The following is a 25,186-nucleotide window of genomic DNA, read 5'->3' as shown; positions in this document are numbered from 1 at the left end:
TTTTAATTCGTTGAACATAAGCTTACCGCAAATGTGTTCTCCCGGTTCTTTTTGTTGAAAAATTTGTGCTCAGCACGCTCATTTTCAGTTTGAATAATTGATTGCGTTATCCAAATTGAGTTTACCCCGTTCAAAACCGATTTTATAATTCTATAAAGCCTATTCATCACAAGTTTGCCAAGGCTTGATAAAATCTGAGTATTTTGCGGTATGATTTCTACGTTTTCATACAATCGATGGGGGATTCTTAAATTCCTGATCGGGTTATCGATCCTGATACCCCTGAGTATCGTCACTTACCAAATTCTATTTCTCGGGAAAAACTCGGTAGTTTTTCTTGAAGGCTATCCTACAGCATTCAGTATTGGCGTTTTGTGCTATTATGGCCTTATCCTTTTGTGGGCTGTAATTTGGCTTGTTATTCAGTTGAAAGAACTCATAATTCTTAAAAACGAAAAGAAAGTCAATGAGCTTTTGCATTTACAAAATCAGGTGAATCCGCACTTCTTTTTCAATATGCTGAATAACCTCTACGGAATGGTTGGTAAGGATACAGATAAGGCGAAAGGACTTATTCTGAAATTATCAGAATTGATGCGCTATAGCATTTGTGAAGGTGAAAAGCATCGGGTAAAATTGACTGAAGAACTAACCTACTTAGAAAATTTTATAGCACTTAACCAAATGCGTTATCATAAAAAAGTAAATATCGAATTTGATGTTGAGGTTGAGAATGAAAATTTGAAAATAATGCCGTTGCTGTTTATCATTCTTGTTGAAAATGCGTTTAAACACGGCGTGGAAAAATTGCGAGAAGATGCTTTTGTGCATATTAATCTGAAAGCTTCAGACAGCATTATCGATTTTGAAATTAGCAACAATTTTGACGCAACTGAGCTTGAAGAAAACCAAGGAATTGGTCTTAAGAATTTAAAACGTAGATTAGAATTAGCCTATCCGCAAAGGCATAAATTCAGTATCTCTAAAGAAGACGCTATTTTTAAAGCCAAACTTCAATTAAAGCAATGACCAACTATTTAATCATTGACGATGAGCAAATGGCTCACGAAATCATAAAAGAGTATTGTGATCTCATTCCTGATTTGAAGCTTTCAAAGCACTGCTACGATGCGCTGGAAGCCTTAGAATATCTAAGAACAAATCAAGTTGATCTCATATTCTTGGATTTAAACATGCCGAAACTTAAAGGCTTTGATTTCTTAAGGAGTTTATCTAAAAAGCCCAGGATCATCGTGACCACGGCTTATCAAGAATATGCATTGGAAGGATACGAACTGGAGATTTCTGACTATCTTTTAAAACCTTTCAGTTTTGAACGCTTTCTGAAAGCGGTCAATAAAGCGTTGGAGGTAGACGCACAGCGTTTATCAAATCGTATTACTGAAAACAAGCCGCAAAAAGAAACCATTTTTGTGTATGCTGATAAGAAACATATTCAGGTAACACTCGATGAAATCATTTACATCAAAGCCGCTGGAAATTATGCTAAAATCATCTTTGAAAACGATCATCTATTAGTGAGATCAAAACTTTCCGACTTAATGGAAAAAGTACCTCAAGCTGATTTTATGCGCATTCATAAATCCTTTATCGTCTCCAAAAAGCATATCAAGATCATTGAAGGAAACAGGATCAAAGTGCTTGAAAACTATCTTCCTATCGGTAATTTTTATAAAGCTCAGGTTAATAAACTTTTGAAAGAATAATTTAACTCAAAACTCGTTCTCACTCAAAAAATGGAAAATTAGGTGATTTTTTTGAAGTATGTTTATCTTTATTGAATTCACGATCAAATCCTGAAATATACACTGACCTATTAGATCCTAGCGGGATTATACTGGAGGTGATTTTGATAATAATGCTAAAGAACCGTTGCTGCTTGATAGAGGATATTTAAACTTTCCAAGATCCGGTGAAACGATGAATTAGTTTCGCATAGAAATAAAATTGAAGGTAGTATAGCTTCTCCCGTTTCAAACACATGGGAGATCAGTTCTAAAGGATTATCTGATTTAGATTTAAGAATAGCTCGAGCGTTTGAAAAAATGTTACCTTGCTATATATAGAAAGGAAATTCCACATAAAATATAAACATAAGCATTATTAATAATGAAAAAACCTAATAATATTATTATAAAATTTTTTATTTTTTTAGGCTTTATAATATGTTTCATTTTATATTTTACTGGTATCCTGTCTTTTAGAAAGGTTTTAAACAATAATAATTACCCAAGCCTTTCAAAGGATGATTATGTGGTTTATTCAAATATAATTGAACCCGAAATTAATGACATGATAGTCTTTAAAGATACTAATGGATATCGAATTTCTAGATTATTGGGCGCGCATGGAGACACAATTCAGATTAAAGATGGTGTTTTTTATAGAAATTCAAAAAATATGGATAAAAACTTAAAATTATCACGATTCTATACCGGAAATAAAAATGAATTAAAAAATCTTAGAAATTTGGATGAATCAGCTATTTTGAGTACTTTCATTTATGGGGATAGCCTTTTGATATTGACAAGTGATTTTGTGGCTAGTTCTTATGAAGGATTGTCTAAAAGAATTAATTCAGATAGCTTTAAAGACAATTTAATAAGTAAGACCTTTGAGAAGGATTGGAATTTTGATCAGTTCGGACCTATAGTAATACGTGAAAGTAATTTTTTTTTAATAGGGGATAATAGAGTAAATGCTGTAGATTCTAGAATATTAGGCCTTGCCAAGAATGAGGATATAATTGGGGTAGTACTTTTTAAAATATGATATTGCCTTAATCAGAACTTTATTTATCTCTTCGAAAAAACATTCCTTTTCATTAATAAAGTAATTACTCACATTATAGTTGGTGAACTTTGATAGAATTTAATGTAAAAAAGGGTAACTACATAAAAACCATATAATTACCGTTAATTAACCAAAATTTGGTAGTTTAAAAAGTCGGGGGTGGTAGGAAATCTAAACCAAAATTTTTGGTAGAATTTACGCCACTTTATCGTCGAATTTCAGCAAGCATTCACCTGAAGACTTACCCGTTTTCGGACAGCTCTAAATTACACAATTTTTCTTTTTTCATTGGGTCTAGACCCAATGAAAATTCTTTATAGATCTGATTAGGGCTTTTTCTGCCCATTGATTTATGTGGGTGATATTTGTTATAATCTTCCCTAAAGCCCTCAGCTATCTGTTGTACTTCTTCTAAATTCCTGAAGATGTAAGCGTCCAAAACGTCTTCTCTAAATGTTTTATTGAACCTTTCAATGTAACCATTTTGCGATGGTTTTCCTGGTTGGATATAATTGATCTCGATTCCTTCAGTTTCGCAGTAGGACATAAATATTTTTGAAATAAATTCTGGCCCGTTATCCACTCGTATTTGTAAAGGTTTGCCATAAACCTCTATGGCCTGCCTTAGATATTCCACAACACGTAGGGCAGGCATTGATAGTGCTGGAGTGGTACATAGCGCTTCCCTGTTATAATCATCAATAAGGTTAAATACTCTAAACTTTCTTCCTGTCATTAGGCCATCACTCATAAAATCTGCACTCCATACCTGTCTTGGTGCCTGAGGTTGATCCAGGGGAGTTTTAACACGAGCTGGAAGACGCTTTTTACTCTTCCTTCTCAATTGCAGACCTAAAAGCCTGTATACCCGAAGGACTCGTTTCCGGTTCCATTTAAAGCCTTGTGATCGGATCCTGTAGAAATAGTAATCAAATCCCCGATTAGGTTTGATCTCACTCATTTCTGTAAGTTTGTCTATTACTTCAGAATCATCCCTCTTGGTCTTATAATACCACATAGAGCGACTTAAGCAAACCAACTCGCAAGCTCTCACAATACTCAACTTCTCCTGCTTAACTACTTGCTCGGCCAATTCCTTACGTTCACAAGGCTTTAAAGCTTTTTTTCAATAATATCTTTAAGGATACGATGGTCAAGGCTCAAATCAGCATACATCTGCTTTAGACGCTGATTCTCTTCCTGGAGCGATTTAAGCTCTTTGAGTTGTTGAGCATCCATACCTCCATACTTACGCTTCCAGCTATAAAAGGCCGCCGTGGTAATTCCTTTGTCTCGGCAAATGTCGGTAACCTTCATTCCCGATTCGTACTGTTGAAGTATTGCAATTATTTGTGCTTCTGTAAATCTGCTTTTCTTCATAACTTAAAAATAGTTGATTTTTAAACTGTATGAAAAACAGGTAAGCCTTCACACCGAATCATTCATCAAATACAAAAGAGCCTAAATAGCAATAAATTTTATGCGTCTATTCTCTTCGAATATAATAAATTAAAATTATTTAAAACTATGAATATAAGAAGAATGACTCTTTTTATGGAATATACACTTTAGAAATTTCATACAAAAAACTACTCTTCTTCACTGTATGGATGTACTTATCAAATTAAAAAATCATGACTTAATTTCAATTTCTCTTTTGAAAATTAACTTGGATATTATAATACTTACTTCATATAGGATTAGTATGGGCACAGCTACAATAATTTGGCTTACAATATCCGGAGGCGTGATCACAGCAGATAAAATTAGTACAATGACTAGTGCATATTTCCTGTATGTTATTAAAAATTTGGGAGTAACAAGACCAATTTTGGTCAAAAAATAAATAAGAATTGGTAACTCAAATATAAGCCCAGAGGCTATAACAGTGGTTCTTACCAATCCTATATAATCGCTTAAATCGAATTCATTTAACACTATTTCGCTTACCTTGTATTTCCCTAAAAAGTTTATAGATAGAGGCGTAACCACATAATATCCAAAAATTACTCCAATAAAAAACAAAATTGAAGTTACAAAAATAAAGCCTTTTGCATGTTTACGCTCACTCTCATGCATTGCCGGGGCTACAAATTTCCAGAATTCATACATAATAAATGGAAAAGCGATGATAAAACCGGCCGTAATTGAAGTCCATATATGAGCTGAAAACTGACCGCCCATGGTTCTACTTTGTATTGTAAATGGAAACTCTTCAAAACAAAAACCACCATCTACACCAAAAAAATTAGACAATCGACAAAGCATATTATATGACCAGAAATTACCTTTACTAGGACCGAATAAAATAACATCGAATATAAAACTTTTGAGAAAGAAAGCTATGGTTGCGGCGATAACAACAGCGAGGACAGCGCGAATTAAATGCCATCTTAATTCTTCAAGATGGTCTAGAAATGACATTCCCGGTTCTTCTTCAGGTTGGCCTATTTGGTTCATTACAATATTCGCTTTCTTATTAATTTTCAAAATGTTTCTGCAAGTTTACTTATACGGCTAGTGATTGAAATTGCTATTTGAGCTTCGTTAGAGTTTCTAATTAATGTCTTTTACCATTGAAAGTATTTCTTTATTAATTAGAGCTGCATTTTCCTTTTTAGTAATTATAGTACCATGATTAGCTTCAATAACAAATTGCTTTGAATTAGTGGATAGTTCTTTCAATTCCTTTTGCATCTCATACCATAATTCAATTTCCTCATCTGGATCAACACCTTGTTTTCTGTATTTGTTTTTTTGAGATTCTTCGTATTGTTCAGTTGCGGTAAAAACTAATATAGGTAAAGAATCAAGATTTTTAATTTTACCTGCTCTCTCAAGAATCATTTCGTTGATGTCACTTTCCGTTATGTACCTTCGAAAAATTTTCCCAGAATATGCTGTTAGATTTTGGGAACGTATATGTAAATCTCTCGGTAAGCCATCATTTCTAGGTTCAGATTCAAATAGTGTATTAAAAGCTCCAATAATACCAATATCGGCAAGTACGGCTATGGTTTTTACAAATGTTATTTGGCTTTCACTAAATAACTTGTTCTGTGCTAATCGTTCCCACTGTTCGGGATGACTCGAATCTAGAAAAACAATTCCTTTTACTTCATTTGGATATAGATCTCTGAAGATTAAATTATATGCTCCACCCATCGAATGACCTGCTAAAATATAAGGTGGTTTTTCACCATTTCTTTCAAGTAATTCATGTAACTTCTCAGCATAAAATTCTGGCGTAATACTGTCTTTACTGGATTCACTAAACCATTTACCTTCTCGATCATATCGAATAACACGCATATTTTCCTTTAACCCTTTTGCAAGCCAATGTAACATATCAGTGTTACTACCTGCACCGGCTTCAAGAATGAGGGTAGGTAACCCATTTTGTTCTCCTTCTGCTCTTATATGCAGTTTAGTGCCATTAACATTAACTAGTTTTCCCGGTGCGTTAGGTTTTGAACTGTACAATCTAAAACATAACCCAGATAATAATAGTAGAATAATTAATCCAGCTAAAATTTTACCAATCCATTTGAAAATTTTAAATATTAATCTCATTGTGGCTTTCATAGAAATTCTAAACCCTTACCGTTTGAACCTCATTTAAGGCAAAAAGAAAGATATGTAGTGGCTTAGTATAAATTAGTGCGTCAAGTTAATTATTTTCAATCTAACGCCATCGTCTATTTGCTACGAAATTTTGTGTTTTCTATTTATGCGTGGAAGATTACAAGAACGAAATCGATTATATTTAGCATTTAAAACTTTAAAAGCTGCGTGAGCTGAAGGAAAGAAACGATTAACCCAATTAGCTAAGATCCATGAAATCAAAAATTGAGAAAATCTAGGCTTGATTATTTCTGTAACGTAAACACTATCTGCTTATTTTCGATAGTCTTATATTCAAATTTAATAAAACCTAATTCTTCATTAAAATAACTAGTAAGAAAACTTTCTCCAATTCTATTCGATCCTTTTGCATCTATAATCCAACAGCTAATTTCATTGTTATTATATTCTAAGAGTTTCTTACCACTGATCACGTATGTAACTTGGTTTACGAGACTATCTTTCCAATTCATTGCTGTAAAATTGCTCCAATGATTATTAATTTTCAAAGCATCCCTCCAAATTTTATTTTCTCTTAACGGATATTGTATGTAAGGAAAAGGAGCTAACTCTAGTGTTTCTAAGCCATTGTTTCTTGCTGGATGAAACCAAATATTGGATTTATTTTCTACTAATCCAGTCCATGAACTCAAACGGATATTATTAGAAAACTGATAATCAATTCTTAATTCAGATTAAAATTTATTTGTTCTCTTCAAAAATCCTGGTTTTATAATTTTAAAGCTTACAATTTTTAATTTAGCTAAGATTGAATCTGTACCAGTTGATTTCGTTTCAATTTTTCTGATTTCCCCATTTTTTAAAATACAGATATCATACGTATTGGTACTATCTGAAATGGATATTTTATAGTTAAAAGACTTATTTCGTTTGAAAACAAGATTATCAATATATGGATTAAAATATTTCTTTTCAATTACCACCGAATCGTAATTTTGTGCATGACTAACATTAGCAACACCTGCCATCGTTATAAAACAAATCATTCTGAACCAGTATAGGTTTTTCATATCAGTACTCCATTTCTAATTGGACTTGCAACAAAAAACTGGACAAATAGTTGAATGACTACGCTGCTAGTTTAAGGTTATACATGTCTAATTCAAATTCTCTTATAGTTCTATTTCCTAAAAAGGAATGTCTTCTTCTATTATTATACCAAGTTTCTATCCATCCAAAGATGGATAACTCCGCTTCAGATCTCAACTTATAATTGTGCCTATAAACCCATTCTACCTTTAATGATTTAAAGAACGATTCAGCAATGGCATTATCCCAGCAATTACCTTTTCTGCTCATAGATTGGTTTACTAAGCCATTGTAACTTTTAATTAATGAGGTAAACTTATGGCTGGCATATTGTATACCTCGGTCGGAATGAAAAATTAAAGACTGGGTTAAAGTAGTTTTCTTTATAGCCATATGCCAAGCCTTAATAATAGTGTCTTCTGTACTTAGATTATCGCTTAGAGCCCATCCAACAACTTTGCGGTTAAACAAATCAATAATGACAGTAAGGTATAACCAGCCCTGTTTGGTTTTGATATAGGTTATATCGCTTACCCAAACTTGATCCTGTCGGCTTACTTCAAAGTTTTGGTTTAATAAATTAGGAGCTATGGGGTAATTATGTTGACTATATGTGGTTGCTTTAAACTTACGTTTTCGTTTTGCAAACAAATAATTAGCACTCATAATACGTGCAACTCTAGGCTTTGATATTTTATAGCCTAATGTCTCTAGTTCTGTTTTTATTCTAGGTGAACCATAGCTTTGAAAGCTATCTTTAAATATAGATTTAATAAGCCCAGTTACCTTTTGATTTTCTAACCATAATTTACTTGGTCCCGATTGTAACCAATGGTAATAGCCACTTTTGCTTACTTTCAATATTTTACACATCGTCTCGACAGGAAATCTCATAAGGTGTTGTTTTATAAACCTGTATTTTTCTTGTCGCTCGCGGAGAAGATGCTGATGGCCTTTTTTAAGATGTCTCGTTCTAACTCGGCTTCTTTTAATGCCTTTTTTAATCGGGCTATCTCTTTTTCTTCATCGGTCATTTTAGGATTACCACGGCCAGGGAAACTGTTGTTACCGTAATCTTTTAACTCTCTACGCCAACGGTAAAGTACAGATGGAAATATATCCAAGTCTTCACATACTTGTTTTACATTGCCTTTAGCATAACTTAACTCGACTGCTTTTTGTTTAAATTCTAAGGTGTAATGTTTAGATTTTCTTCTCATAATTGCTAAGGTAATAACTAGCAAAAATATTCTCTCAACTTAGTGTCCGGTCTAATGTAGTAATTCCATATATCCTCTTCTGTTGTTGTGTAATTGAAGTTCTAAAACTGTTTTGCCTTTAAATTTTACAGTGTTAGATTCGTTCCAACTTGTAGTTGTTGGCTTCGTGAATGAAAAATCAGAAAAGTTGTATGTTAATTCAGGCAGGTCATCTCTTTTTAAAACTTCATAACTAAATTGGTCATCTTTTCTGTAGAACCAACAATTGTAATCACTAACTAATGCGTAGTCAACAACAATTGGTAATATTTCGTTGATTTTTGTTAAACAGAAATTTTTAAAGTTACTTCTATTTATGGTTTCAGGATATAAATCTCCAAAAAAGTGATTGAATGTTTCATCTCCCGCTTGACCTACTACTTTCGGTGCAAACATTTTCCCTTTATCTCTAAAAGTTCTTACAGAAAAAGTTTCTTCATTTTCAAGTAAAAAATTATGAGGACACCTTGTGATATAAGGTGATGTAAATTTTTTGGAAGTAGTTAAATATTCAACTGGTTTTGGTTTCCCTCTAAATATTTTGTCTAATATTTTAGATTCAATGAAAGATTCAAGTAACCCTTGATCTATTCGGCTAATAGAAATGTCATTTTCAATTTTAAAATGCAAACAAATTGCATATTGAAAAGTCATTCCAAAAGTTTCGTTATTCATTATTTGTTATAATCAAATTTACGGTATTTGTAATCGTGCAAAATGCGTTTGTATAATAATCAGTTGCGAATTGAACTAAGATAGCTAGAATTCTCGACTTTTATGCTTGCGGCTTGGTATTCGCAGGGAACAAAGCCATATTTTTGCTATACGTTGTACTTTGTAGTAATTTATACAAAAATTTAATCAATAGCTAAAGACAATAAATATTGGTTTCCATTCAGGTTAAATTTAATTTCATTATAAGTATGCTTAGTTATTTCGCAATTTCCTAAATCAAATTCCTTATGATGATTTGGACAAAGTAAAATTATATTTTTAGGATCTTCGTTTCCTTTTTTATGCTTTGGAACTATGTGAGCTGCCTCTATATATTTTGAACCATCTCTCTTTAAAATAAATTGTCCGCAAATCTGACATTTAAAATCTCGTAATATTTTGATCAGCGCAACAATCTTATTATTACGCTTGTAAGTTTTATGGTTCACAGTAACCTTTTCCGAGCTACTAATTTCTGAGTTTTTTAATTCATCGATTAAGACACTTTTAGTTCTGTGTTTTAAATGATTGGCAATTTCGTCCTGTTCAATTTCGTCAACAATTGAAGGCTCATCATTTACTGATAAATCATTTAAATAGCGTAGATAGATTTTCCGTAATTTTATTTTCGCATCTCCTTTTTCCTTAATATAATCAATATGCAATTTCAATGCAGAAAGTGAAATTTTCAGTCTTTCAGCTCCATAATCTTCGAAAATAAATCGCAAAAAGCTATTAAATAAATCTACACTCAATGTCCTTGTAAATTGGTCACCATTCAAAAGTTTTGGAAATATCTGTACTATAATCATTTGAGCCGAACCTCTGTTCATATTTAATTCCATAACAAGAGAATTTATTCCGTCATTCTTTGATAAATTTCCTTCATAAACTTTTTTTGCAGTATCGAAAATTATTCGATTTGGATTTAGTTCAGCCATTGGTTTATTTAAATTTAGAATGTTTTTTGATTATTCCTCACAACTGTTTCGGTTATCGGTTATCTCCAGTTGACGGAGTGCGGGACGCGGATTTGTCGGCTTAGTATTAGTTTGTTGGTCAAGTTAATTATTCTCTTTCTAACGATGCCAGCTATTGATTGTTAACCATTGTTGTGCATTGTTATGCTGTTTCAAACAAGTTAAAATGATCTTTGTTTTTAGCAATTCCAAAGTAACTCGCGTTCTTCTTTAGTACTTCTATGTATTTCTTTTTGTTTTCGTTTTTAAGTTTTTCAAAAAGAGAAGGTGATATTCCCCAATTTTCAATATTCCTAGAAAACAATTCTGTCAATTTCAATTCTAAGTCTTCTTGACTCAAATTGTCCCAAGATTTACACCATTCTTTTATTTCATCTGAAGTATGTTCATTATGATAACCAGTAGAAATAATAATTTCTTCTTCTAAAGGCAGAATATGAATATAAATATTCTTTACATCGAGTGCACCATCTTCTTTTGGATAATCTAAATCGTTAGCACTAAAAACTGCAGAAGCATAAATATCAATTTTAGGATATTTATACGTGAAATATGAGTATTTATCTTCTTTAGATTCAATTTCTTTTTCAAGCTTTTCTTTTAAAAAATTTAAATCTTTAAGGCCTGATTCATTTCCATTAATTACAAGTTGTATCGACTCTTTATCAATTTTTCCATCTAAGGTATTTGCATTAATAATTCTATTGTGTTGTTCAATACTCATCATTTTCTTCCTGATTTCTGCACAAACCGCTCTATAACTAAATAGTGTAAAAGCTTCATAGGATTCAAAATCCTTATCTGCCTTTTCAATTGGCTCAAATATTTCTGTATCGTGTTCGTTGCAAAACACTTTGTATGAAAGAGCTTGTCTAATACCTAAATGCTTAAATTCATATGGGATTTCCTCTTTTCTCCATCTATTAGCATCTGACATCTTTAATTCTATTAAGTGACCCTTTACTGTGATATTGCTCAAAAGTCCATTTTGCTGAATTAAATGAGAGTTTATTGAATTTTTTTCGCAGTCATTAACAAGGCAATTCCAATTTTTCTTTTTGACATTTTTAATGATCTGAGCTATTATGTTCTGTGGTTTCTTCATAATCGTGCACAACAGTTATTATAAACAAAAAAGTGCCGATTTACCGAAATATTAACCGGTTATCGACACTTATTTTCAAATCTTATATATTTTCTTATTCACTATTTCTTACCTAACAATTTTTCTAAATAAGCCACTTTCTCCTTTTCAGCTTGAAGCAAACGTTCGTAGAGCTTTTCTTTTTCTTCATAAGCCTGAACTAATTTATCCAATGGATTAAAAGTACAATAACTGTTATTCCCATGATTTACGCTATTATCATGAAAAGTGCTAAAGTAATTAATTGCTTTTTCCTCAGAAAAATTCTCAATTGCATCTCTACTCACCCCTAAAGCTTTTGCTACTCTTTCCAACTTTTCACTTTCAATATGCTCGCTTTGTTCTAAGCTGGATACACTTTGTTGGCTAATCCCTAATTCTGCGGCAAGGGCTTCCTGCTTCATTCCTCGAAGTTCCCTGATTCGGCTGATCTTTCTACCGATATGACTGGTTTTTGTTGCTGTGCTCATAATCTCAAAGATAAACAATCTTTTTAAAAGTTGCCCTCATTACCCTTTGGAGTAAAAAACAAGTTCTCAATTGTTTTTTACTGGTCATTCTGGTTTGCTACGGTCAATTCTTTTTAAAACTTGAAGGCTCATTGACCATCACTGAAGTTTCATTTTAAAACCTTTTGATCTATGCTTACCAACTTGCATCCTCCCAAAGTTATCGAATTTGCGCTAAGCCAAATTACGGAAATCCTCAAAAAGCATATCGAAATTGCAAGTTTATACTATTTCGGCATGCAATCATCAGGACAGGGAACTCATAATTCCCTAAATAATGATGCTTCCAAGCAACAGCAACACTATCATTTTTATTTGTTGCTATTAAGCAAGCATATTAGCCCAAATGCCGTTGCTAACCTTTCAGATATTGTCCGTCAAGATTCCGGCGGAAAATATACCATTAGCTTGCTGCTCTATATGCCGAAGCAAATTATTGCTGCTTCTGATAATAATAAATACTTCTTTTCTAAAATAATCCAATCAGGTGGTTTGGTTGAGGGTTCTCTTTTTGAATTAGCTCCTTCACAACTCAGCCAAATCCCTGAACTGGATATAAAAGGCATAACCAACTACACACAAGATCGAATAGCGATAGCAAAACATTGTCTACACTTAAGTACTATTGAAGAGAACGCTGGAATATTAAGCGCTCATTTAATACGACTATCTTTTGAGCAACTTTGCTTAGGAACTATTTATGCGTTCCTGCAATACCATCCGCAACATCACCAACCGTTATACCTTTTTAAACTTGTTCAATTTTGCTATGAAATACCACCTAATATTTTTTCAGAAAACCTATTCGAACAATCCCCACTAAAAAGGATCTTTTGCTTTCATCATACGGAACTTCGCTATCGAAGTAGCTCTTTATTTTCAGTATCAGAACTAAGCATGGCGCATTCTTATAGCCAATGTCTTTTAGATTATCTCTTACCCATTGTAAATCACAAATTACAAACTTTAAAAAAAGCATCCCATGAAAACGAGAAAACTTGATCAACTAAAATTGAAACAGCTTAAGAGAATCGGAGCGACAGCCTATGGTTTAAAAAAAGAAGAAACCAAGCGTCATACTTTTAGAAATGCCACCATTCGCTTTGAAGACTATACAGATTACTTGATGCGTATTACATCATTACTGGAAGTCTGTGTGTTAGCCTTAGATGGTGATGGTGATTTTCATTCTAAAAACTTAAGCCACCAAAGTAAAACTTCCAGTGTTCAATTAGTAATAGAAATGGTCATTGAACTAATGCCCGATGGTGATATGTTTCAATTGGAACAAATTATAGCCATACTGGAAAATGACATGGATTACATTCATTTCCCAAAGAAACTCAAAAAACAAATCCTTAAAAATCAAGAACGTTATGAAAAAAGAAAAACTCATGAAAAAGCTTAAAAGCTTTGAAGAAGAACATATAAGAAGGCTTACACCACATGCAAATCTCAAAGATTATCAACGTATTTATTTTCCAGTAAAAAATCATCTCTATCTCATGTTTCTTATAGAAGACCTTATTAAAGTTAGTGTATTGGCGTTAGAGGGAATGGATAGTTGCTTTGAACGCCAAATTAAAGAACCTGAAAGAAGCGTTTCAGATGTTTTAAGGCATGCTTTAGATTTAATCCCTATAGAGGAACAAGAATTTATTGATAAAACCTTGGAAGTATTAGATAAGCTAGATGATGATAAAATATAATAGAAAAGTTTTTAAAGCACTTAATAGAATAAAAAACGGAATTTCGTGCTAATTCAAGATGTGTGTCTGTGGACACAATCTTGTTTGCGCCCTATGGTTGCAACGAAAAAAAAGAGATGTTTAAGGGAAAGGATTATTTGATTGCGTTTACTTTTTTTATCCAGAGCATTTGCCTTTTTAGTTCCATTGAAGCACTACTAAAGATCAAATGAAATAGGCTTTAGGATTATTTCATTTACTTCTTTTAGAGCCGTCACATTACCTTTTTGATATTGATTCTTCTACAGGATTTAGGATTAGGAAAGGGCTATAAATAGGAAAGCGAAGCTGACCGGTTTATGCGCCCGCTAATGCTAAATCCTGTTCTTTTTATATCAAAAAGGTAAGGCTGTAATATTCACAGTAAACTTCTAACTATGAAATATAGATCGGTCAACTTTACTGGAATGTTGCTAAAGCGAACGTGAGCCAAAAGCAAATATTCCGCTTCAATCCATCTGTATTATTGTTTGCTTTTGGCTTATGTTCAAGACCATTTTGACGAACCGTTTTGACTGCAACATAGTGAAGGGAAATAGGGTGAGGATTTTCCAATTTAAACCCTCGATTTCATTTTTTACTAATTTTTACTGTAAAAAATTGCCTGTTTATAGGGCTTCCCAGAGGTTTTACTGGAAATTTAGTAAAAAATATTTTGAGTTAAATATATAAATTACTGAAAATCAATTAAATGAACAACTATAACAGCGCTCTGCGTGTTATCCTCTTGCTATTCCTTTTTTTGTCATTTTCTTTGTATAATTTATTTTTAAAAATTATTTAGATTTAATGAGAACAGCTATTTTGAAGGTAATAAATAAAGTCTATACAAGATTTTCATTGGTATATGAATTTAGTCAGGGTAAAGATTTTGAGCAAGCTAAACATTTGGCATATGTTGCAATAAGAAATTCCCTAGGTGTCCTAATTTTCTTTTCTATATTATTCATTCATAGCTCAATAGACTTATTTCTTTTTGATATCAGTATTGATGGTTCAAATACTCCTATTTTTCTAATTTACTTAGGATTCGCGATCTCCATAATTGGATATCTATTTCTGTCTAAAAAATTTTTAAAGCCAAGACTTAAGCTTATCCCTCAGCTTTACTGCAAAGAAAATTTAAAAGCTTTTAAAAGATTCTATGTCATCTTTATCATCTTGCTCTCTCTTTTCGGTGGCTTTTCATTTGTTGGAATGCGATTACTATATATTTATTCTACTTAAGAAATAATAGATTTAAATAATAAGGCATTTAACTGTGAGTTAATCGTGAGTTCCAGTCAACGTTAAAATTAGATTTTTAGATTGATAAAATTGGTTTAGGTATATGAATCTTTTAGTACATTAGTGTAAGATGAACTGAAAACACCAAATCTGATGTTTGATCTTGGAAAACTCTATATCCCTACCATTCTTTCGTTTGATCCATCAAGCAAAACAATATCTTTTACATTACCTGAATTTTTTACTAAAGAGCATTTTGAGCATGTTCAATATTCACTAGAGCTTAATATTTTAGGCTCTGATGCTATCATTTATTATTATGGCGAAGATGATACTTATTTGTCTCAAGTGTTAGATTTGGATGAGGAGTATATCGCTGCCGGATCTTTGGAGTATGAAAGTTTCGGGGCAATACAAGAAAAAGCCTTAAAACAATTAGAGCATTTTATGCTCGATCCAAAAACAGAATTACTTGATTTGTTTAATCAAAACGAAGAAGAATTTCCACTAGAATAAAAAAGGTTACCGAAGACTACTCGATAACCTTTTTTGTTTTTTAATCATATATCAGTAGTTTAGTCTCATGCATAATAAATTTAAACTCTCCGGAATCGTATTTATCATTATTGGTGCATTACTAATCTATTTCGAGATTGGTGGCGGAATGTTTTTTCTACTCTACGGTCTTTTGATAGGTATGGGGCTAGGGTTATTTATCTCAGGTAAAAAACCACTGGCAAGATTAAAGGCTAAACAATAAAGTTTTACTACTTATTTTTTCGCTTTGTTTTGTCTTCTTTCTTCTTTGCTATGAGTTCTTCCAGGTTATTCATGTCACTACTGATCTTATTTTCCATCACTCTTGCATAAATTTGAGTGGTCGATAACTTGGTATGTCCTAAAAGCTTGGATACCGTTTCGATCGGTACTCCATTAGATAAAGTTACTGTTGTAGCAAAAGTATGTCTTGCCGAATGAAACGTAATATGTTTTCGAACTCCTGAAGCTTTCATCACTTCTTTGACGTAGCTATTCATCTTTTGATTGGATAATACAGGAAATAAACATTCATCAATAAGGTCATATTGATGATCCTTATACTTTTTTAAAATGTTAGCGGCTTTGCTCAGTAGGGGAGCTTTTATAGGCTCATTGGTTTTTGCCCGTTTGGTATAAATCCAATCTTTACCATCCATCCCTTTTACGATGTGATCTTTGGTGAGTTCTTTCAGTTCAGCATAGGTGAGTCCGGTATAACAGGAAAAAAGGAACATATCTTTTACACGCTCCAAAGAACCACTTTTAAAATAGGTGTCTTCTACTAATTTTAATTCCCGTTCCGATAAGAACTGACGTTCATTCTTTTCAAACTTCATTTTATAATTCTGAAATGGATTTTTCTGTAACCATTCTAATTTAATAGCAAGGTTAATCATCTTTTTAAACCGCTCCAAATGTTTCATCACGCCATTGGTAGAACAGGTCTTTCTTTTTTTACTCGGGGAATAGGTGCGTAGAAAATGTTCAAATTCCGTGATAAATCGGTAATTGATATGTTTTAAGTAGATATCATCTACTTTTCTTTTTTGTTTTAAAAATTCGGTCAGGTATTTAGCGGTGGTAAAGTAGTTTTTTAGCGTACCCCACTTTAACACCGATTGCATCTGTGAATTGTGATAATCTACGATATCACTCAATTTTTTGTGATCTTCATCAAGACCGCTGTAAGCAGCTTTAACGGCTTTGGCGCTAATTAGGTTATCTTTCTCTAATAAACGCTTGTGCGTCTCTAATAATTGGTAGTAAACCTGATCTAAGTAACGGTTCATTTGTTTGATGCGTCCGCTAGATCCTCGAAGCCGTCCTTTGGAAGAGTCCCATTCATTCACTGAAGTTTTACGTTGGAGGCTCATTTCGGCTGATTTACCATTGACGGTAATACGGGCATAAATAGAAAGTTTCTCTGCATTTTTGCTGATCTTTCTGGTAAAGAATAATACGGAAAAGGTGGTAAACTCTGGCATAAGCTGGTTTTTTAATGAAACAAACATGACTATAGACGAAAATCAAATCAGCCGTTATGCACTCTTAAGGTAAGAAATAAATGAAGAAAAAGCATTCACCGAATCATTCACTGAACAGATCCATAAACTTTGGTTTTAGATGGTATGTCCTAAAACAAAAAATCACCGAAAATGCTTGATTTTCAGTGATTTTGCTAAAGTTTGGTACTTAGTTCGTCGGGGTGGCAGGATTCGAACCTGCGACCTCCTGCTCCCAAAGCAGGCGCGATGACCGGGCTACGCTACACCCCGAGTTATTTATTGATCGCGACTTGGACGCGATTTGCGGAGAGACCGGGATTCGAACCCGGGCATCCCGAAGGATGACAGCTTAGCAGGCTGCTGCATTACCACTCTGCCACCTCTCCTAGTAATTTTAAAAAGAACGTCGCAATCATTTTTGCGGTTGCAAACTTACTTTAAACTTACGAAGCCTGCAAACCTTTTTTAGCTTTTTTTCTCAATAATTTCGAGGCTTGAATGCATTTCCAGTTTAATCTGTTTTTAGTCAACTATTTAAAATAAATAAAAAATTTAATAATTTTCTAGATTTATAAATTTAGCAACAGATCCAATAATCCGTTTATGTTTTTTTACGAATGGATTCTCCTTATTCCAAACATATCCGGCTAAAACTGCACAAATTTGTTTCTTAAATTCTGGATTTGGTGATCTATGAAAGAAAATATCTTGTAAATCACCATTATACCAATCTCTTACATAACTCGAAAACACAGCAATACCTTCATTCATGTAATCTTCATATTCTGTTTGCCAATCTACATTTTCGCCATTTAATTCTTTTAAGGCTAATTTCGCAGCTTTTAAACCCGATTCTGTTGCAAAACTAACTCCAGATGAAAACACAGGATCTAGAAATTCAGCGCTATTTCCCGTTAAAGCAAAATTCTTTCCGTAGAGAGATTTTACGCTTTTCGCGATATGTTTTATTTTCTTCGGAATAAATTCAGGCTCATAATCATCAAATCTGCCTTTATAATAGTTCAATTTAGAGATCATTTGAGAAAAAGCAACCTCAGGATCATCATCAAATTGATCAAACCATGCTGTTGGCGCCACAAAACCTAAACTTGTTTTTCCGTTAGAAAAAGGAATATACCAAAACCAAACTTCGGTTTCTAAAACCTCAAAAGTGATCAATTCGCCTTCTTTACCTTTTGGACGATTGCTTTCTTCGATATGAGTGAAAACTGATGAATGCGACTCTAGTTTAGATGGTTTCTCTAAATCTAATAATCTAGGTAATACACGGCCAAAACCGCTACTATCGATCACAAATTTGGTTTCAATTTCGGTTTGTTCACCGTTTTTATGCTGAATGGTAATAACAGGATTTTCTTTACTGAAATCTGCTGCGATCACTTCAGTTTCAAAAGCAATATCTACGCCGCGTGAGGCTATTTCTTCGGCTAAAATATTGTCAAAATCAGCTCTTGGAACCTGCCAGGTCCAATCCCAGCCTTCGCCGAACTTCTGACTAAAATCGAATTCTCCTACCAACTCATTTTTGATAAAACGAGCACCAAATTTTCGCTGAAATCCATGCTTATCAATCGTTTCCAATAAACCGGCTTCAGCAAAATTATCCATACAACGCGGAATCAAACTTTCGCCAATGCTAAAACGCGGAAATCGCTGTTTTTCGACCACTTTTAGTTGCACATTATGTTGCTGAAGATAACCGGCAGAAACCATTCCCGATGGCCCGGCGCCAATAATTAAAATATCGGTAAATTCTCTTTTCATGCGTTCAATGAAATTTTGGAATTCTAAAAATCTTTCTCAATAATCTGATTTTGAGTTTAAAACTGTAAATCAATAATTGTAAACAACAGTCAAAGCGCTCATAAAATCTCGATTATCGAGTAAATATACTACATTTGCGGCTGAACCGATTGCGGTTTCGCCTAACCAAATCATTATGCTTAGCATCAAAGCTCCATTAAAAATAAGTGATTTCAAAGAGGTTTTATTTGAAAACCAAAATCTTGAAATTTCCGATGAAATTCTTCAAAAAGCAGATAGATCATTTCAATTTCTACAGGAATTTGCGAAAGATAAGGTGATTTATGGTGTAAATACGGGTTTTGGGCCTATGGCACAATACCGAATTAAAGACGAAGATCGTTTGCAACTGCAATATAATCTTATTCGCAGTCATGCTTCTGGAACCGGGAAACCTATCGATCCTTTATACATAAAAGCTTCAATGCTGGCCCGTTTAAACACGCTTTCTTTGGGATATTCCGGAGTAAATATTTCGGTTTTAGAAACGATGCAGCAATTGATCAATCATGATATCACACCACTTATTTTTGAACACGGTGGAGTAGGAGCTTCTGGCGATTTGGTACAGCTAGCGCATTTAGCCCTAGTCTTGATTGGTGAAGGAGAGGTTTTTTATAAAGGCGAGCGAAAATCTACAAAATCGGTTTTTAAGGAATTGAATATAAAACCTATCGAAATTAAATTGCGAGAAGGTTTGGCATTGATCAACGGAACTTCAGTAATGACGGGGATTGGGATCGTAAATTTGATTCATGCTCGGCGATTATTGGAATGGTCGGTTTGTTGTTCTTCAATGTTGAATGAACTGGTTTCGGCTTATTCAGATCATTTTTCTTCGGAATTAAATGCATCGAAATTACATGAAAGTCAGCATAGTATCGCTGAAATGATGCGAGATCATTTGAAGGATAGCCAACGTATTAAAAACAGGCAGGATCATTTATATCGAGATTCGTCAAATTCTGAATCAATTTTTTCAGAGAAAGTTCAGGAATATTATAGTTTGCGCTGCATTCCGCAGATTTTAGGTCCGGTGTTGGATACGATAAATTCCGCAGAAAAGATTTTGATGGACGAAGTAAATTCGGCTAACGACAATCCAATTGTTTCCGTAGAAAAGCAAATGGTTTATCACGGCGGAAATTTTCACGGCGATTTTATTTCGCTTGAAATGGATAAATTAAAACTCGTGATCACGCGATTATCGATGTTGGCCGAGCGGCAATTAAATTATATTCTGAATAGCAAACTGAACGAAATTTTCCCGCCTTTTGTGAATTTAGGTAAATTGGGGCTCAATTTTGGATTGCAGGGTGCGCAGTTTTCGGCGGTTTCAACCACTGCTGAAAATCAAACGCTGTCAAACAGTATGTACGTGCATAGCATCCCGAATAATAATGATAATCAAGATATTGTGAGTATGGGAACCAATTCAGCAAACATTACTAAAACGGTGATCGATAATGCGTACCAGGTGCTTGCGGTAGAAATGATGGCGATTGTTCAGGGAATAAAATATATTGGCGATCTGGATAGTTTTAGTGAAAAAACAAAGGCTGTTTTTAAACAATTTCAACATAAAATTGAATTAGACGATCAGCACGATTTCCCACTATATGAAACAATAGAAGATTTTACAAAGTCTTTAAAAGAAAACGAAATCTATAAATGAAATACGCTTTAGTAACAGGAGGTTCACGCGGAATAGGAAAAGCCATCGCTATAAAATTAGCGGCAGATTTGGGGTATCATATTTTACTGAATTATCATTCGAATACTGAAGCTGCTGAAGCGACCGCCAAAATTATTCAACAAAGTAATTTTACCTGCGATTTGCTAAAATTTGATGTTGCAGATGCTGAAGCAACCAAAAATTCCCTTGAAAACTGGCAAAAATCGAATCCTGAAGCTGTTGTTGAAGTAATCGTGAATAATGCAGGAATCACTAAAGACGGTTTATTTATGTGGATGGGAGAAGAGGATTGGCATTCGGTGATCAATACGTCTTTAAACGGATTTTATAATGTGACGCAGCAATTTGTAAAAAGTATGCTGCAAAAAAGATATGGCAGAATCATCAATATAGTCTCTTTATCTGGTGTAAAAGGAAATCCCGGACAGGTAAATTATTCGGCGGCGAAAGGAGCGGTAATTTCAGCAACAAAAGCTTTAGCGCAGGAAATCGGGAAGCGAAAAGTTACCGTAAATGCCGTGGCTCCCGGATTTATAACTTCAGATATGACGGCCGATTTTGATGAAAAAGAACTAAAAAAAATGATTCCGTTACAGCGATTTGGTGATGCTGAAGAAGTTGCTGATCTGGTTAGTTTCCTGGCCTCAAAAAAAGCTTCTTACATCACGGGAGAGGTGATTAATATCAACGGCGGATTATATTCTTAAAGCATGGCAGGCTGGAGTGGAAAATCACGCGGAACGCTGTTAACAATTCGGATATACGTATTTATAATTCGAACCTTCGGTTTATATCCGGCTTATTTTCTACTGATTTTTATTGCGCTGTATTTCTTCATTTTTGCACCAACTTCTTCGCGAAGTATGTACTATTATTTCCGCAGAAGATTAAATTATTCTGGTTTTAGTGCTTTTATAAATGTCTACAAAACTTACTTTAAGTACGGGAAAGTTCAATTAGATCGCGTAGTGATCACGGCCGGAATGAAAGATCGATACACTTTCGAATTTGATGGCATAAAACATATCGAAAACCTTCGAAAATTAAATAAAGGCGGAATTCTACTTACCGCGCATATTGGTAACTTTAATCTCGCAAAACATTTTTTTGACGAAAAGCATACCAGCGCTGTAATTAATTTGGTGATTAGTGATTTTGAACACGAGAACATCAAAAATTACATGGAGTCGGTTACGGGCCAATCGGCTGTTAAAATAATAGTGCTACAAAAAGACCTTTCTCATATTTTTAAAATGAACCAGGCGTTAAAGAATAATGAATTACTGGTTTTTGCGGCAGATCGCTATTTAGAAGAAGCTAAAACATGGAATGCTGATTTTCTGGGCGCTAAGGCAAAATTTCCGCAGGGACCGTTTAAACTGGCCATTAGAAATGATATTCCGGTGTTATTTGTGCATATAATGAGTGAGAAAAATTTCCATTATCATTTCTATGCAAGGCCTTATATTCCTGAAAAAAATACTCCCAAAGAAGTTTTAAAAGCGTATCTTGAAAATCTTGAAAAAATGGTCAAAAAATATCCACATCAGTGGTATAATTTTTATGACTATTGGAATGATTTCAGCTAAACAATTTTTATGGCAGAAAAACTACTTGAAGCTCCTATTTTAGATCCACAGGAGATCATAAAACTAATTCCGCAGAAACCACCATTTGTAATGGTCGATAAACTGCACGATTATACTAAACTTACCGGAATTACCGGATTCTTGGTGCCGGCCGATAATATTTTGGTAGAAAACGGAATCTTTTCTGAGCCTGGACTTATAGAGCACATGGCGCAAAGTATGTCGCTGCATCGTGGTTATCAGGGCTATATTGGCGGATTGGAAAAACCACAAACAGGATTTATTGGCGCGATTAAGTCGGTTGAAATTTTTAGGTTACCAAAAGTAGGCGAGCAGCTTACTACGCATGTCGAAATCTTACATGAAGTAATGAAAGTGACTTTGGTTACGGCAAAAACTTTAGATGAAAATGAGCAGGTGATCGCAACTTCAGAAATGAAAACCGTAACGGTAGATTAAGCCATAATTTAGCTTTAATTAGATCTTTTGAAGCAAAATTCTTTTCAGCATCGTCTTTTCTAATGCGCTTATTTTTCAAAAATGAATAATAAGTTAAGCATACATACCAAACTGAAAGTGCGTTTTAGCGAATGCGATTCTTTGCAAATTGTATGGCATGGGAATTATCTGAAGTATTTCGAGGAAGGTCGCGAAGATTTTGGTGTGCAACACGGTATTTCTTATTTAGATGCCAAAGCAAATGGTTTTGCCACACCTATCGTAAAATCTACTTGCGAGCATAAACAGCCTTTAAAATATGGGGATGAATTTACGGTTGAAACCACTTTTATTCCAACAGACGCTGCAAAGATCATTTATAATTACAGAATTTTTAAAGACGAAAAATTGATCTGTACCGGTGAAACGGTGCAGGTTTTTACAGATAAAAATGGAGAATTAGTGCTTAATAATCCTTCATTTTTTCTAGATTGGAAAAAGAAAATAGGGCTTATTTAATGAAGAAGCTTTACTTACATGACGATTGCATAATTTCTCCGCTTGGATTTACTACTTCAAAAAATCTTGAAAATCTACGAAGCGGAAGTACAGGTTTACAGAAACTTAATAATAATCAGTTTCTTGATACTCAAATTTGTGCGGGAATAGTTAATTCAGAAATACTGACTGAAACTTTTGCTGAAATTGGGAATCCGCAAGACTTTACAAAGCTCGAGCAAATGATGTTGCTGGCGGTTCAGGGAGTTTTAGATAAAAATCCGGAAATAGATTTTGACAACACCGGGCTCATTATTTCTACGACTAAAGGTAATATTCATCTTTTGGAAGATCTCGGCGACTTTAAAAAAGAGCGCCAATTTTTATCGAATTTGGGCAATATTATCAAGGATTTTTTTGGCTTTAAACTGAAGCCAATTGTAGTTTCTAACGCTTGCATTTCTGGTGGATTGGCACTGGCCGTTGCTAAGAAAATGATCAATGCCGGGAAATTTTCTGAAGCCATCGTTGTTGGTGGCGATATGTTATCGAAATTCGTTGTTTCCGGTTTTAATTCTTTCCAGGCACTTAGTGAAAATGATTGCAAGCCTTTCTCCAAAGACCGAACCGGGATCAATCTTGGCGAAGCTGCTGCAGCGATCCTGGTAAGCGATCTTCCGAAGAAAAATTCGGTTAACGTAAGCCTGGCAGGAGATGCTTCAGCAAACGACGCAAATCATATTTCGGGACCATCACGAACGGGTGAAGGTTTGTATAAAAGCATTCAGAATTCGCTAAAAGAAGTTCAGATTTCTTCCGAAGTAATTAAAGCTATTTCCACGCACGGCACGGCTACGCTTTATAACGATGAGATGGAAGCGATTGCGATTTCCAGAAGTGAATTAGGTGAAATTCCGCTGCATAGCATAAAAGGATATTACGGGCATACGTTGGGCGCTTCGGCATTGATCGAAGCAATTTTATGCAAACACATGATGCTGAATAGCGAGATTTATCCGAGCCTAAATTTCACTGAAAATGGAGTTTCCACGAAAATAAATGTGGTTACAGAATATCAAAAATCGATAAATCTAGACTATGTTTTAAAAACAGCTTCGGGTTTTGGGGGCTGTAATTTGGCGATGATTTTTAAAAAGGAAGGAGAAAATGGCTAATCTTGGTGTAGAGCATTGGGTGCGTATCAAAAATGGAAGAATCATTTTAGATGGCGAAGTGATATTTTCTTCGGAAGAGAATATTGCTCGATTTTTGAAGGCTTCTTTTAAGTTTTTGAATATTAAATATCCCAAATTCCATAAAATGGACAGGCTTTCTAAATTGGGATTCATCGCTTCAGAAATTGTGCTGAAAAACAACAATATCGATGAGGAAACGGCTTTGGTTTTCAGTAATAATAGTTCAAGTTTAGATAGCGATCAAAATTATCAGGAATCGGTTAAGGATTTTCCTTCGCCGTCGCTTTTTGTTTACACCTTACCAAATATTGTTTTGGGTGAGATTAGCATTCGGTATCAATTAAAAAGTGAAAATGTCTTTTTTATTGAAGATGAGTTTAATGCAAATTTATTGATCGATTATTCTAAGCAGTTAATCGAATCTAAAAAAGCAAATAAAGTGCTTTGTGCCTGGTTAAACTTGCACAATGATGAATATGATGTATTTTTGTGGCTAAGTTCAGAATCTCATAAAAAAGAAGCTTCTGAAGAACAAATACGCAAAATATACGATGCCGATTATGACTGATTTGCATACCGAGTTAAAAGCCAGTATTATAGAGCAGCTAAACCTTGAGGATATGGAGGTGAGCGATATTGAAAATGATGAACCGCTTTTTGGAGACGGTCTTGGTCTTGACTCAATCGATGCCTTAGAGCTTATCGTTTTACTGGAGAAAGATTACGGTATCAAACTTACCGATCCTAAAAAAGGCCGTGAGATTTTTGAAAGTATCAATAAAATGGCAGATTTTATTGAAGCGAACCGTACCAAGTAATCTAAAACTTATT

General features: G+C 34.0%; 30 protein-coding genes and 2 tRNA genes. 17 read left to right on the top strand and 15 right to left on the bottom strand.

The window, feature by feature from the left end:
* The first annotated feature begins 210 nt into the window (after positions 1-210).
* The 3 genes from INR75_RS15285 (at position 211) to lepB (ending at position 2,793) form a co-directional block, all read left to right on the top strand.
* On the top strand, positions 211-1,029 hold the full coding sequence (locus INR75_RS15285; RefSeq protein ID WP_223089457.1) for a sensor histidine kinase: 819 nt from the start codon (positions 211-213) through the stop codon (positions 1,027-1,029).
* Positions 1,026-1,727, top strand: coding sequence for a LytTR family DNA-binding domain-containing protein (locus INR75_RS15280; RefSeq protein ID WP_223089456.1), 702 nt, complete (start codon positions 1,026-1,028; stop codon positions 1,725-1,727). The genes INR75_RS15285 and INR75_RS15280 overlap by 4 nt, the downstream gene beginning before the upstream one ends.
* 403 nt (positions 1,728-2,130) lie before the next feature.
* A complete protein-coding gene (gene lepB, locus INR75_RS15275; protein ID WP_223089455.1) occupies positions 2,131-2,793 on the top strand; it encodes a signal peptidase I in 663 nt (220 codons plus the stop codon).
* A gap of 262 nt (positions 2,794-3,055) precedes the next feature.
* Here lepB and INR75_RS15270 read toward each other — a convergent pair whose 3' ends face one another.
* The 11 genes from INR75_RS15270 to INR75_RS15220 all read right to left on the bottom strand — a co-directional run bounded on the left by INR75_RS15270 (position 3,056) and on the right by INR75_RS15220 (position 12,055).
* Positions 3,056-3,868: an IS3 family transposase gene (locus tag INR75_RS15270; RefSeq protein ID WP_255584709.1), complete on the bottom strand. Its 813-nt coding sequence runs from the start codon at positions 3,866-3,868 to the stop codon at positions 3,056-3,058.
* A 59-nt stretch (positions 3,869-3,927) separates the two neighbouring features.
* The gene (locus INR75_RS15265; RefSeq protein WP_092545057.1) at positions 3,928-4,194 is read right to left on the bottom strand and encodes a transposase; all 267 of its coding nucleotides are present in this window, start codon (positions 4,192-4,194) and stop codon (positions 3,928-3,930) included.
* Between the two features lie 252 nt (positions 4,195-4,446).
* A complete protein-coding gene (gene tatC, locus INR75_RS15260) occupies positions 4,447-5,274 on the bottom strand; it encodes a twin-arginine translocase subunit TatC (protein WP_223091957.1) in 828 nt (275 codons plus the stop codon).
* Positions 5,275-5,370: 96 nt separating this feature from the next.
* Positions 5,371-6,399, bottom strand: a complete 1,029-nt coding sequence (locus INR75_RS15255) for an alpha/beta fold hydrolase (RefSeq protein ID WP_223089453.1) — start codon at positions 6,397-6,399, stop codon at positions 5,371-5,373.
* A 284-nt stretch (positions 6,400-6,683) separates the two neighbouring features.
* Positions 6,684-7,091 carry a hypothetical protein gene (locus tag INR75_RS15250; RefSeq protein WP_223089452.1) on the bottom strand — a complete coding sequence of 136 codons (408 nt, stop codon included), beginning with the start codon at positions 7,089-7,091 and terminating at the stop codon, positions 6,684-6,686.
* Between the two features lie 42 nt (positions 7,092-7,133).
* Complete coding sequence (locus INR75_RS15245; protein WP_223089451.1) at positions 7,134-7,427, bottom strand: hypothetical protein; 294 nt, start codon at positions 7,425-7,427, stop codon at positions 7,134-7,136.
* A 100-nt stretch (positions 7,428-7,527) separates the two neighbouring features.
* Positions 7,528-8,732 (bottom strand): IS3 family transposase gene (locus tag INR75_RS15240; RefSeq protein ID WP_086026153.1). Its coding sequence is split into 2 segments (ribosomal slippage): positions 7,528-8,453 and positions 8,453-8,732, totalling 1,206 coding nucleotides; the frame shifts between segments, so codons are not numbered across the junction.
* A 27-nt stretch (positions 8,733-8,759) separates the two neighbouring features.
* A complete protein-coding gene (locus INR75_RS15235; protein WP_223089450.1) occupies positions 8,760-9,422 on the bottom strand; it encodes a hypothetical protein in 663 nt (220 codons plus the stop codon).
* 182 nt (positions 9,423-9,604) lie between these two features.
* On the bottom strand, positions 9,605-10,402 hold the full coding sequence (locus INR75_RS15230) for an HNH endonuclease (protein WP_223089449.1): 798 nt from the start codon (positions 10,400-10,402) through the stop codon (positions 9,605-9,607).
* 181 nt (positions 10,403-10,583) lie between these two features.
* Entirely contained in the window at positions 10,584-11,546 is a 963-nt protein-coding gene (locus tag INR75_RS15225) for a hypothetical protein (RefSeq protein ID WP_223089448.1), read from the bottom strand.
* Positions 11,547-11,647: 101 nt separating this feature from the next.
* Positions 11,648-12,055 (bottom strand): helix-turn-helix domain-containing protein, encoded by a 408-nt coding sequence (locus INR75_RS15220; RefSeq protein ID WP_223089447.1) that lies wholly within the window; start codon positions 12,053-12,055, stop codon positions 11,648-11,650.
* A gap of 171 nt (positions 12,056-12,226) precedes the next feature.
* Between INR75_RS15220 and INR75_RS15215 the strand changes: the two genes are divergently transcribed.
* From INR75_RS15215 to INR75_RS15190, 6 genes are all read left to right on the top strand, one after another.
* Positions 12,227-13,096 carry a hypothetical protein gene (locus INR75_RS15215; protein ID WP_223089446.1) on the top strand — a complete coding sequence of 290 codons (870 nt, stop codon included), beginning with the start codon at positions 12,227-12,229 and terminating at the stop codon, positions 13,094-13,096.
* Entirely contained in the window at positions 13,077-13,502 is a 426-nt protein-coding gene (locus INR75_RS15210) for a hypothetical protein (protein ID WP_223089445.1), read from the top strand. The genes INR75_RS15215 and INR75_RS15210 overlap by 20 nt, the downstream gene beginning before the upstream one ends.
* Positions 13,471-13,803, top strand: a complete 333-nt coding sequence (locus INR75_RS15205) for a hypothetical protein (RefSeq protein WP_223089444.1) — start codon at positions 13,471-13,473, stop codon at positions 13,801-13,803. Before INR75_RS15210 ends, INR75_RS15205 begins: the two co-directional genes overlap by 32 nt.
* An 828-nt stretch (positions 13,804-14,631) precedes the next feature.
* A complete protein-coding gene (locus INR75_RS15200; protein WP_223089443.1) occupies positions 14,632-15,069 on the top strand; it encodes a hypothetical protein in 438 nt (145 codons plus the stop codon).
* A gap of 153 nt (positions 15,070-15,222) precedes the next feature.
* Complete coding sequence (locus INR75_RS15195; RefSeq protein WP_223088881.1) at positions 15,223-15,585, top strand: hypothetical protein; 363 nt, start codon at positions 15,223-15,225, stop codon at positions 15,583-15,585.
* A gap of 67 nt (positions 15,586-15,652) precedes the next feature.
* Entirely contained in the window at positions 15,653-15,829 is a 177-nt protein-coding gene (locus INR75_RS15190; protein WP_223089442.1) for a hypothetical protein, read from the top strand.
* Positions 15,830-15,836: 7 nt separating this feature from the next.
* Here the strand turns inward: INR75_RS15190 and INR75_RS15185 are convergent, their stop codons facing one another.
* The 4 genes from INR75_RS15185 to INR75_RS15170 form a co-directional block, all read right to left on the bottom strand.
* A complete protein-coding gene (locus tag INR75_RS15185) occupies positions 15,837-17,093 on the bottom strand; it encodes a site-specific integrase (protein WP_223089441.1) in 1,257 nt (418 codons plus the stop codon).
* 216 nt (positions 17,094-17,309) lie between these two features.
* A tRNA-Pro gene (locus INR75_RS15180) sits at positions 17,310-17,384 on the bottom strand.
* Positions 17,385-17,418: 34 nt separating this feature from the next.
* Positions 17,419-17,500: transfer RNA gene (locus tag INR75_RS15175), tRNA-Ser, on the bottom strand.
* A gap of 166 nt (positions 17,501-17,666) precedes the next feature.
* The gene (locus INR75_RS15170) at positions 17,667-18,899 is read right to left on the bottom strand and encodes an NAD(P)/FAD-dependent oxidoreductase (RefSeq protein WP_223089440.1); all 1,233 of its coding nucleotides are present in this window, start codon (positions 18,897-18,899) and stop codon (positions 17,667-17,669) included.
* Positions 18,900-19,074: 175 nt separating this feature from the next.
* Here INR75_RS15170 and hutH point away from each other — a divergent pair, with 175 nt between their 5' ends.
* The 8 genes from hutH (at position 19,075) to INR75_RS15130 (ending at position 25,173) form a co-directional block, all read left to right on the top strand.
* Positions 19,075-20,613 (top strand): histidine ammonia-lyase, encoded by a 1,539-nt coding sequence (gene hutH, locus INR75_RS15165; RefSeq protein ID WP_223089439.1) that lies wholly within the window; start codon positions 19,075-19,077, stop codon positions 20,611-20,613.
* Positions 20,610-21,341 (top strand): 3-oxoacyl-ACP reductase FabG, encoded by a 732-nt coding sequence (gene fabG, locus INR75_RS15160; RefSeq protein WP_223089438.1) that lies wholly within the window; start codon positions 20,610-20,612, stop codon positions 21,339-21,341. The genes hutH and fabG overlap by 4 nt, the downstream gene beginning before the upstream one ends.
* 156 nt (positions 21,342-21,497) lie before the next feature.
* Positions 21,498-22,223 (top strand): lysophospholipid acyltransferase family protein, encoded by a 726-nt coding sequence (locus tag INR75_RS15155; protein ID WP_255584566.1) that lies wholly within the window; start codon positions 21,498-21,500, stop codon positions 22,221-22,223.
* Positions 22,224-22,232: 9 nt separating this feature from the next.
* On the top strand, positions 22,233-22,682 hold the full coding sequence (locus INR75_RS15150; RefSeq protein ID WP_223089436.1) for a hypothetical protein: 450 nt from the start codon (positions 22,233-22,235) through the stop codon (positions 22,680-22,682).
* 81 nt (positions 22,683-22,763) lie between these two features.
* Positions 22,764-23,180, top strand: coding sequence for a thioesterase family protein (locus INR75_RS15145; protein ID WP_223089435.1), 417 nt, complete (start codon positions 22,764-22,766; stop codon positions 23,178-23,180).
* Complete coding sequence (locus INR75_RS15140) at positions 23,180-24,334, top strand: beta-ketoacyl synthase (RefSeq protein ID WP_223089434.1); 1,155 nt, start codon at positions 23,180-23,182, stop codon at positions 24,332-24,334. Before INR75_RS15145 ends, INR75_RS15140 begins: the two co-directional genes overlap by 1 nt.
* The gene (locus INR75_RS15135; protein ID WP_223089433.1) at positions 24,327-24,923 is read left to right on the top strand and encodes a 3-oxoacyl-ACP synthase; all 597 of its coding nucleotides are present in this window, start codon (positions 24,327-24,329) and stop codon (positions 24,921-24,923) included. The genes INR75_RS15140 and INR75_RS15135 overlap by 8 nt, the downstream gene beginning before the upstream one ends.
* Positions 24,916-25,173 (top strand): phosphopantetheine-binding protein, encoded by a 258-nt coding sequence (locus tag INR75_RS15130; RefSeq protein ID WP_013072188.1) that lies wholly within the window; start codon positions 24,916-24,918, stop codon positions 25,171-25,173. The genes INR75_RS15135 and INR75_RS15130 overlap by 8 nt, the downstream gene beginning before the upstream one ends.
* The last annotated feature ends 13 nt before the right edge of the window (positions 25,174-25,186 follow it).

The sequence above is a fragment of the Zunongwangia sp. SCSIO 43204 genome (genome assembly GCF_019904275.1).
Classification (GTDB): domain Bacteria; phylum Bacteroidota; class Bacteroidia; order Flavobacteriales; family Flavobacteriaceae; genus Zunongwangia; species Zunongwangia mangrovi.
Note: the sequence above shows the minus strand (reverse complement) of the source record. Positions and strands in the feature narration are given on the sequence as shown.

Excerpts from the sequence above, each read along its gene's own strand:
- INR75_RS15285 (WP_223089457.1), top strand. The coding sequence starts at position 211 with ATGATTTCTACGTTTTCATACAATCGATGGGGGATTCTTAAATTCCTG.
- INR75_RS15280 (WP_223089456.1), top strand. The coding sequence starts at position 1,026 with ATGACCAACTATTTAATCATTGACGATGAGCAAATGGCTCACGAAATC.
- lepB (WP_223089455.1), top strand. The coding sequence starts at position 2,131 with ATGAAAAAACCTAATAATATTATTATAAAATTTTTTATTTTTTTAGGC.
- INR75_RS15265 (WP_092545057.1), bottom strand. The coding sequence starts at position 4,194 with ATGAAGAAAAGCAGATTTACAGAAGCACAAATAATTGCAATACTTCAA.
- tatC (WP_223091957.1), bottom strand. The coding sequence starts at position 5,274 with ATGAACCAAATAGGCCAACCTGAAGAAGAACCGGGAATGTCATTTCTA.
- INR75_RS15255 (WP_223089453.1), bottom strand. The coding sequence starts at position 6,399 with ATGAAAGCCACAATGAGATTAATATTTAAAATTTTCAAATGGATTGGT.
- INR75_RS15245 (WP_223089451.1), bottom strand. The coding sequence starts at position 7,427 with ATGGCAGGTGTTGCTAATGTTAGTCATGCACAAAATTACGATTCGGTG.
- INR75_RS15235 (WP_223089450.1), bottom strand. The coding sequence starts at position 9,422 with ATGAATAACGAAACTTTTGGAATGACTTTTCAATATGCAATTTGTTTG.
- INR75_RS15230 (WP_223089449.1), bottom strand. The coding sequence starts at position 10,402 with ATGGCTGAACTAAATCCAAATCGAATAATTTTCGATACTGCAAAAAAA.
- INR75_RS15225 (WP_223089448.1), bottom strand. The coding sequence starts at position 11,546 with ATGAAGAAACCACAGAACATAATAGCTCAGATCATTAAAAATGTCAAA.
- INR75_RS15220 (WP_223089447.1), bottom strand. The coding sequence starts at position 12,055 with ATGAGCACAGCAACAAAAACCAGTCATATCGGTAGAAAGATCAGCCGA.
- INR75_RS15215 (WP_223089446.1), top strand. The coding sequence starts at position 12,227 with ATGCTTACCAACTTGCATCCTCCCAAAGTTATCGAATTTGCGCTAAGC.
- INR75_RS15210 (WP_223089445.1), top strand. The coding sequence starts at position 13,077 with ATGAAAACGAGAAAACTTGATCAACTAAAATTGAAACAGCTTAAGAGA.
- INR75_RS15205 (WP_223089444.1), top strand. The coding sequence starts at position 13,471 with ATGAAAAAAGAAAAACTCATGAAAAAGCTTAAAAGCTTTGAAGAAGAA.
- INR75_RS15200 (WP_223089443.1), top strand. The coding sequence starts at position 14,632 with ATGAGAACAGCTATTTTGAAGGTAATAAATAAAGTCTATACAAGATTT.
- INR75_RS15195 (WP_223088881.1), top strand. The coding sequence starts at position 15,223 with ATGTTTGATCTTGGAAAACTCTATATCCCTACCATTCTTTCGTTTGAT.
- INR75_RS15190 (WP_223089442.1), top strand. The coding sequence starts at position 15,653 with ATGCATAATAAATTTAAACTCTCCGGAATCGTATTTATCATTATTGGT.
- INR75_RS15185 (WP_223089441.1), bottom strand. The coding sequence starts at position 17,093 with ATGCCAGAGTTTACCACCTTTTCCGTATTATTCTTTACCAGAAAGATC.
- INR75_RS15170 (WP_223089440.1), bottom strand. The coding sequence starts at position 18,899 with ATGAAAAGAGAATTTACCGATATTTTAATTATTGGCGCCGGGCCATCG.
- hutH (WP_223089439.1), top strand. The coding sequence starts at position 19,075 with ATGCTTAGCATCAAAGCTCCATTAAAAATAAGTGATTTCAAAGAGGTT.
- fabG (WP_223089438.1), top strand. The coding sequence starts at position 20,610 with ATGAAATACGCTTTAGTAACAGGAGGTTCACGCGGAATAGGAAAAGCC.
- INR75_RS15155 (WP_255584566.1), top strand. The coding sequence starts at position 21,498 with ATGTACTATTATTTCCGCAGAAGATTAAATTATTCTGGTTTTAGTGCT.
- INR75_RS15150 (WP_223089436.1), top strand. The coding sequence starts at position 22,233 with ATGGCAGAAAAACTACTTGAAGCTCCTATTTTAGATCCACAGGAGATC.
- INR75_RS15145 (WP_223089435.1), top strand. The coding sequence starts at position 22,764 with ATGAATAATAAGTTAAGCATACATACCAAACTGAAAGTGCGTTTTAGC.
- INR75_RS15140 (WP_223089434.1), top strand. The coding sequence starts at position 23,180 with ATGAAGAAGCTTTACTTACATGACGATTGCATAATTTCTCCGCTTGGA.
- INR75_RS15135 (WP_223089433.1), top strand. The coding sequence starts at position 24,327 with ATGGCTAATCTTGGTGTAGAGCATTGGGTGCGTATCAAAAATGGAAGA.
- INR75_RS15130 (WP_013072188.1), top strand. The coding sequence starts at position 24,916 with ATGACTGATTTGCATACCGAGTTAAAAGCCAGTATTATAGAGCAGCTA.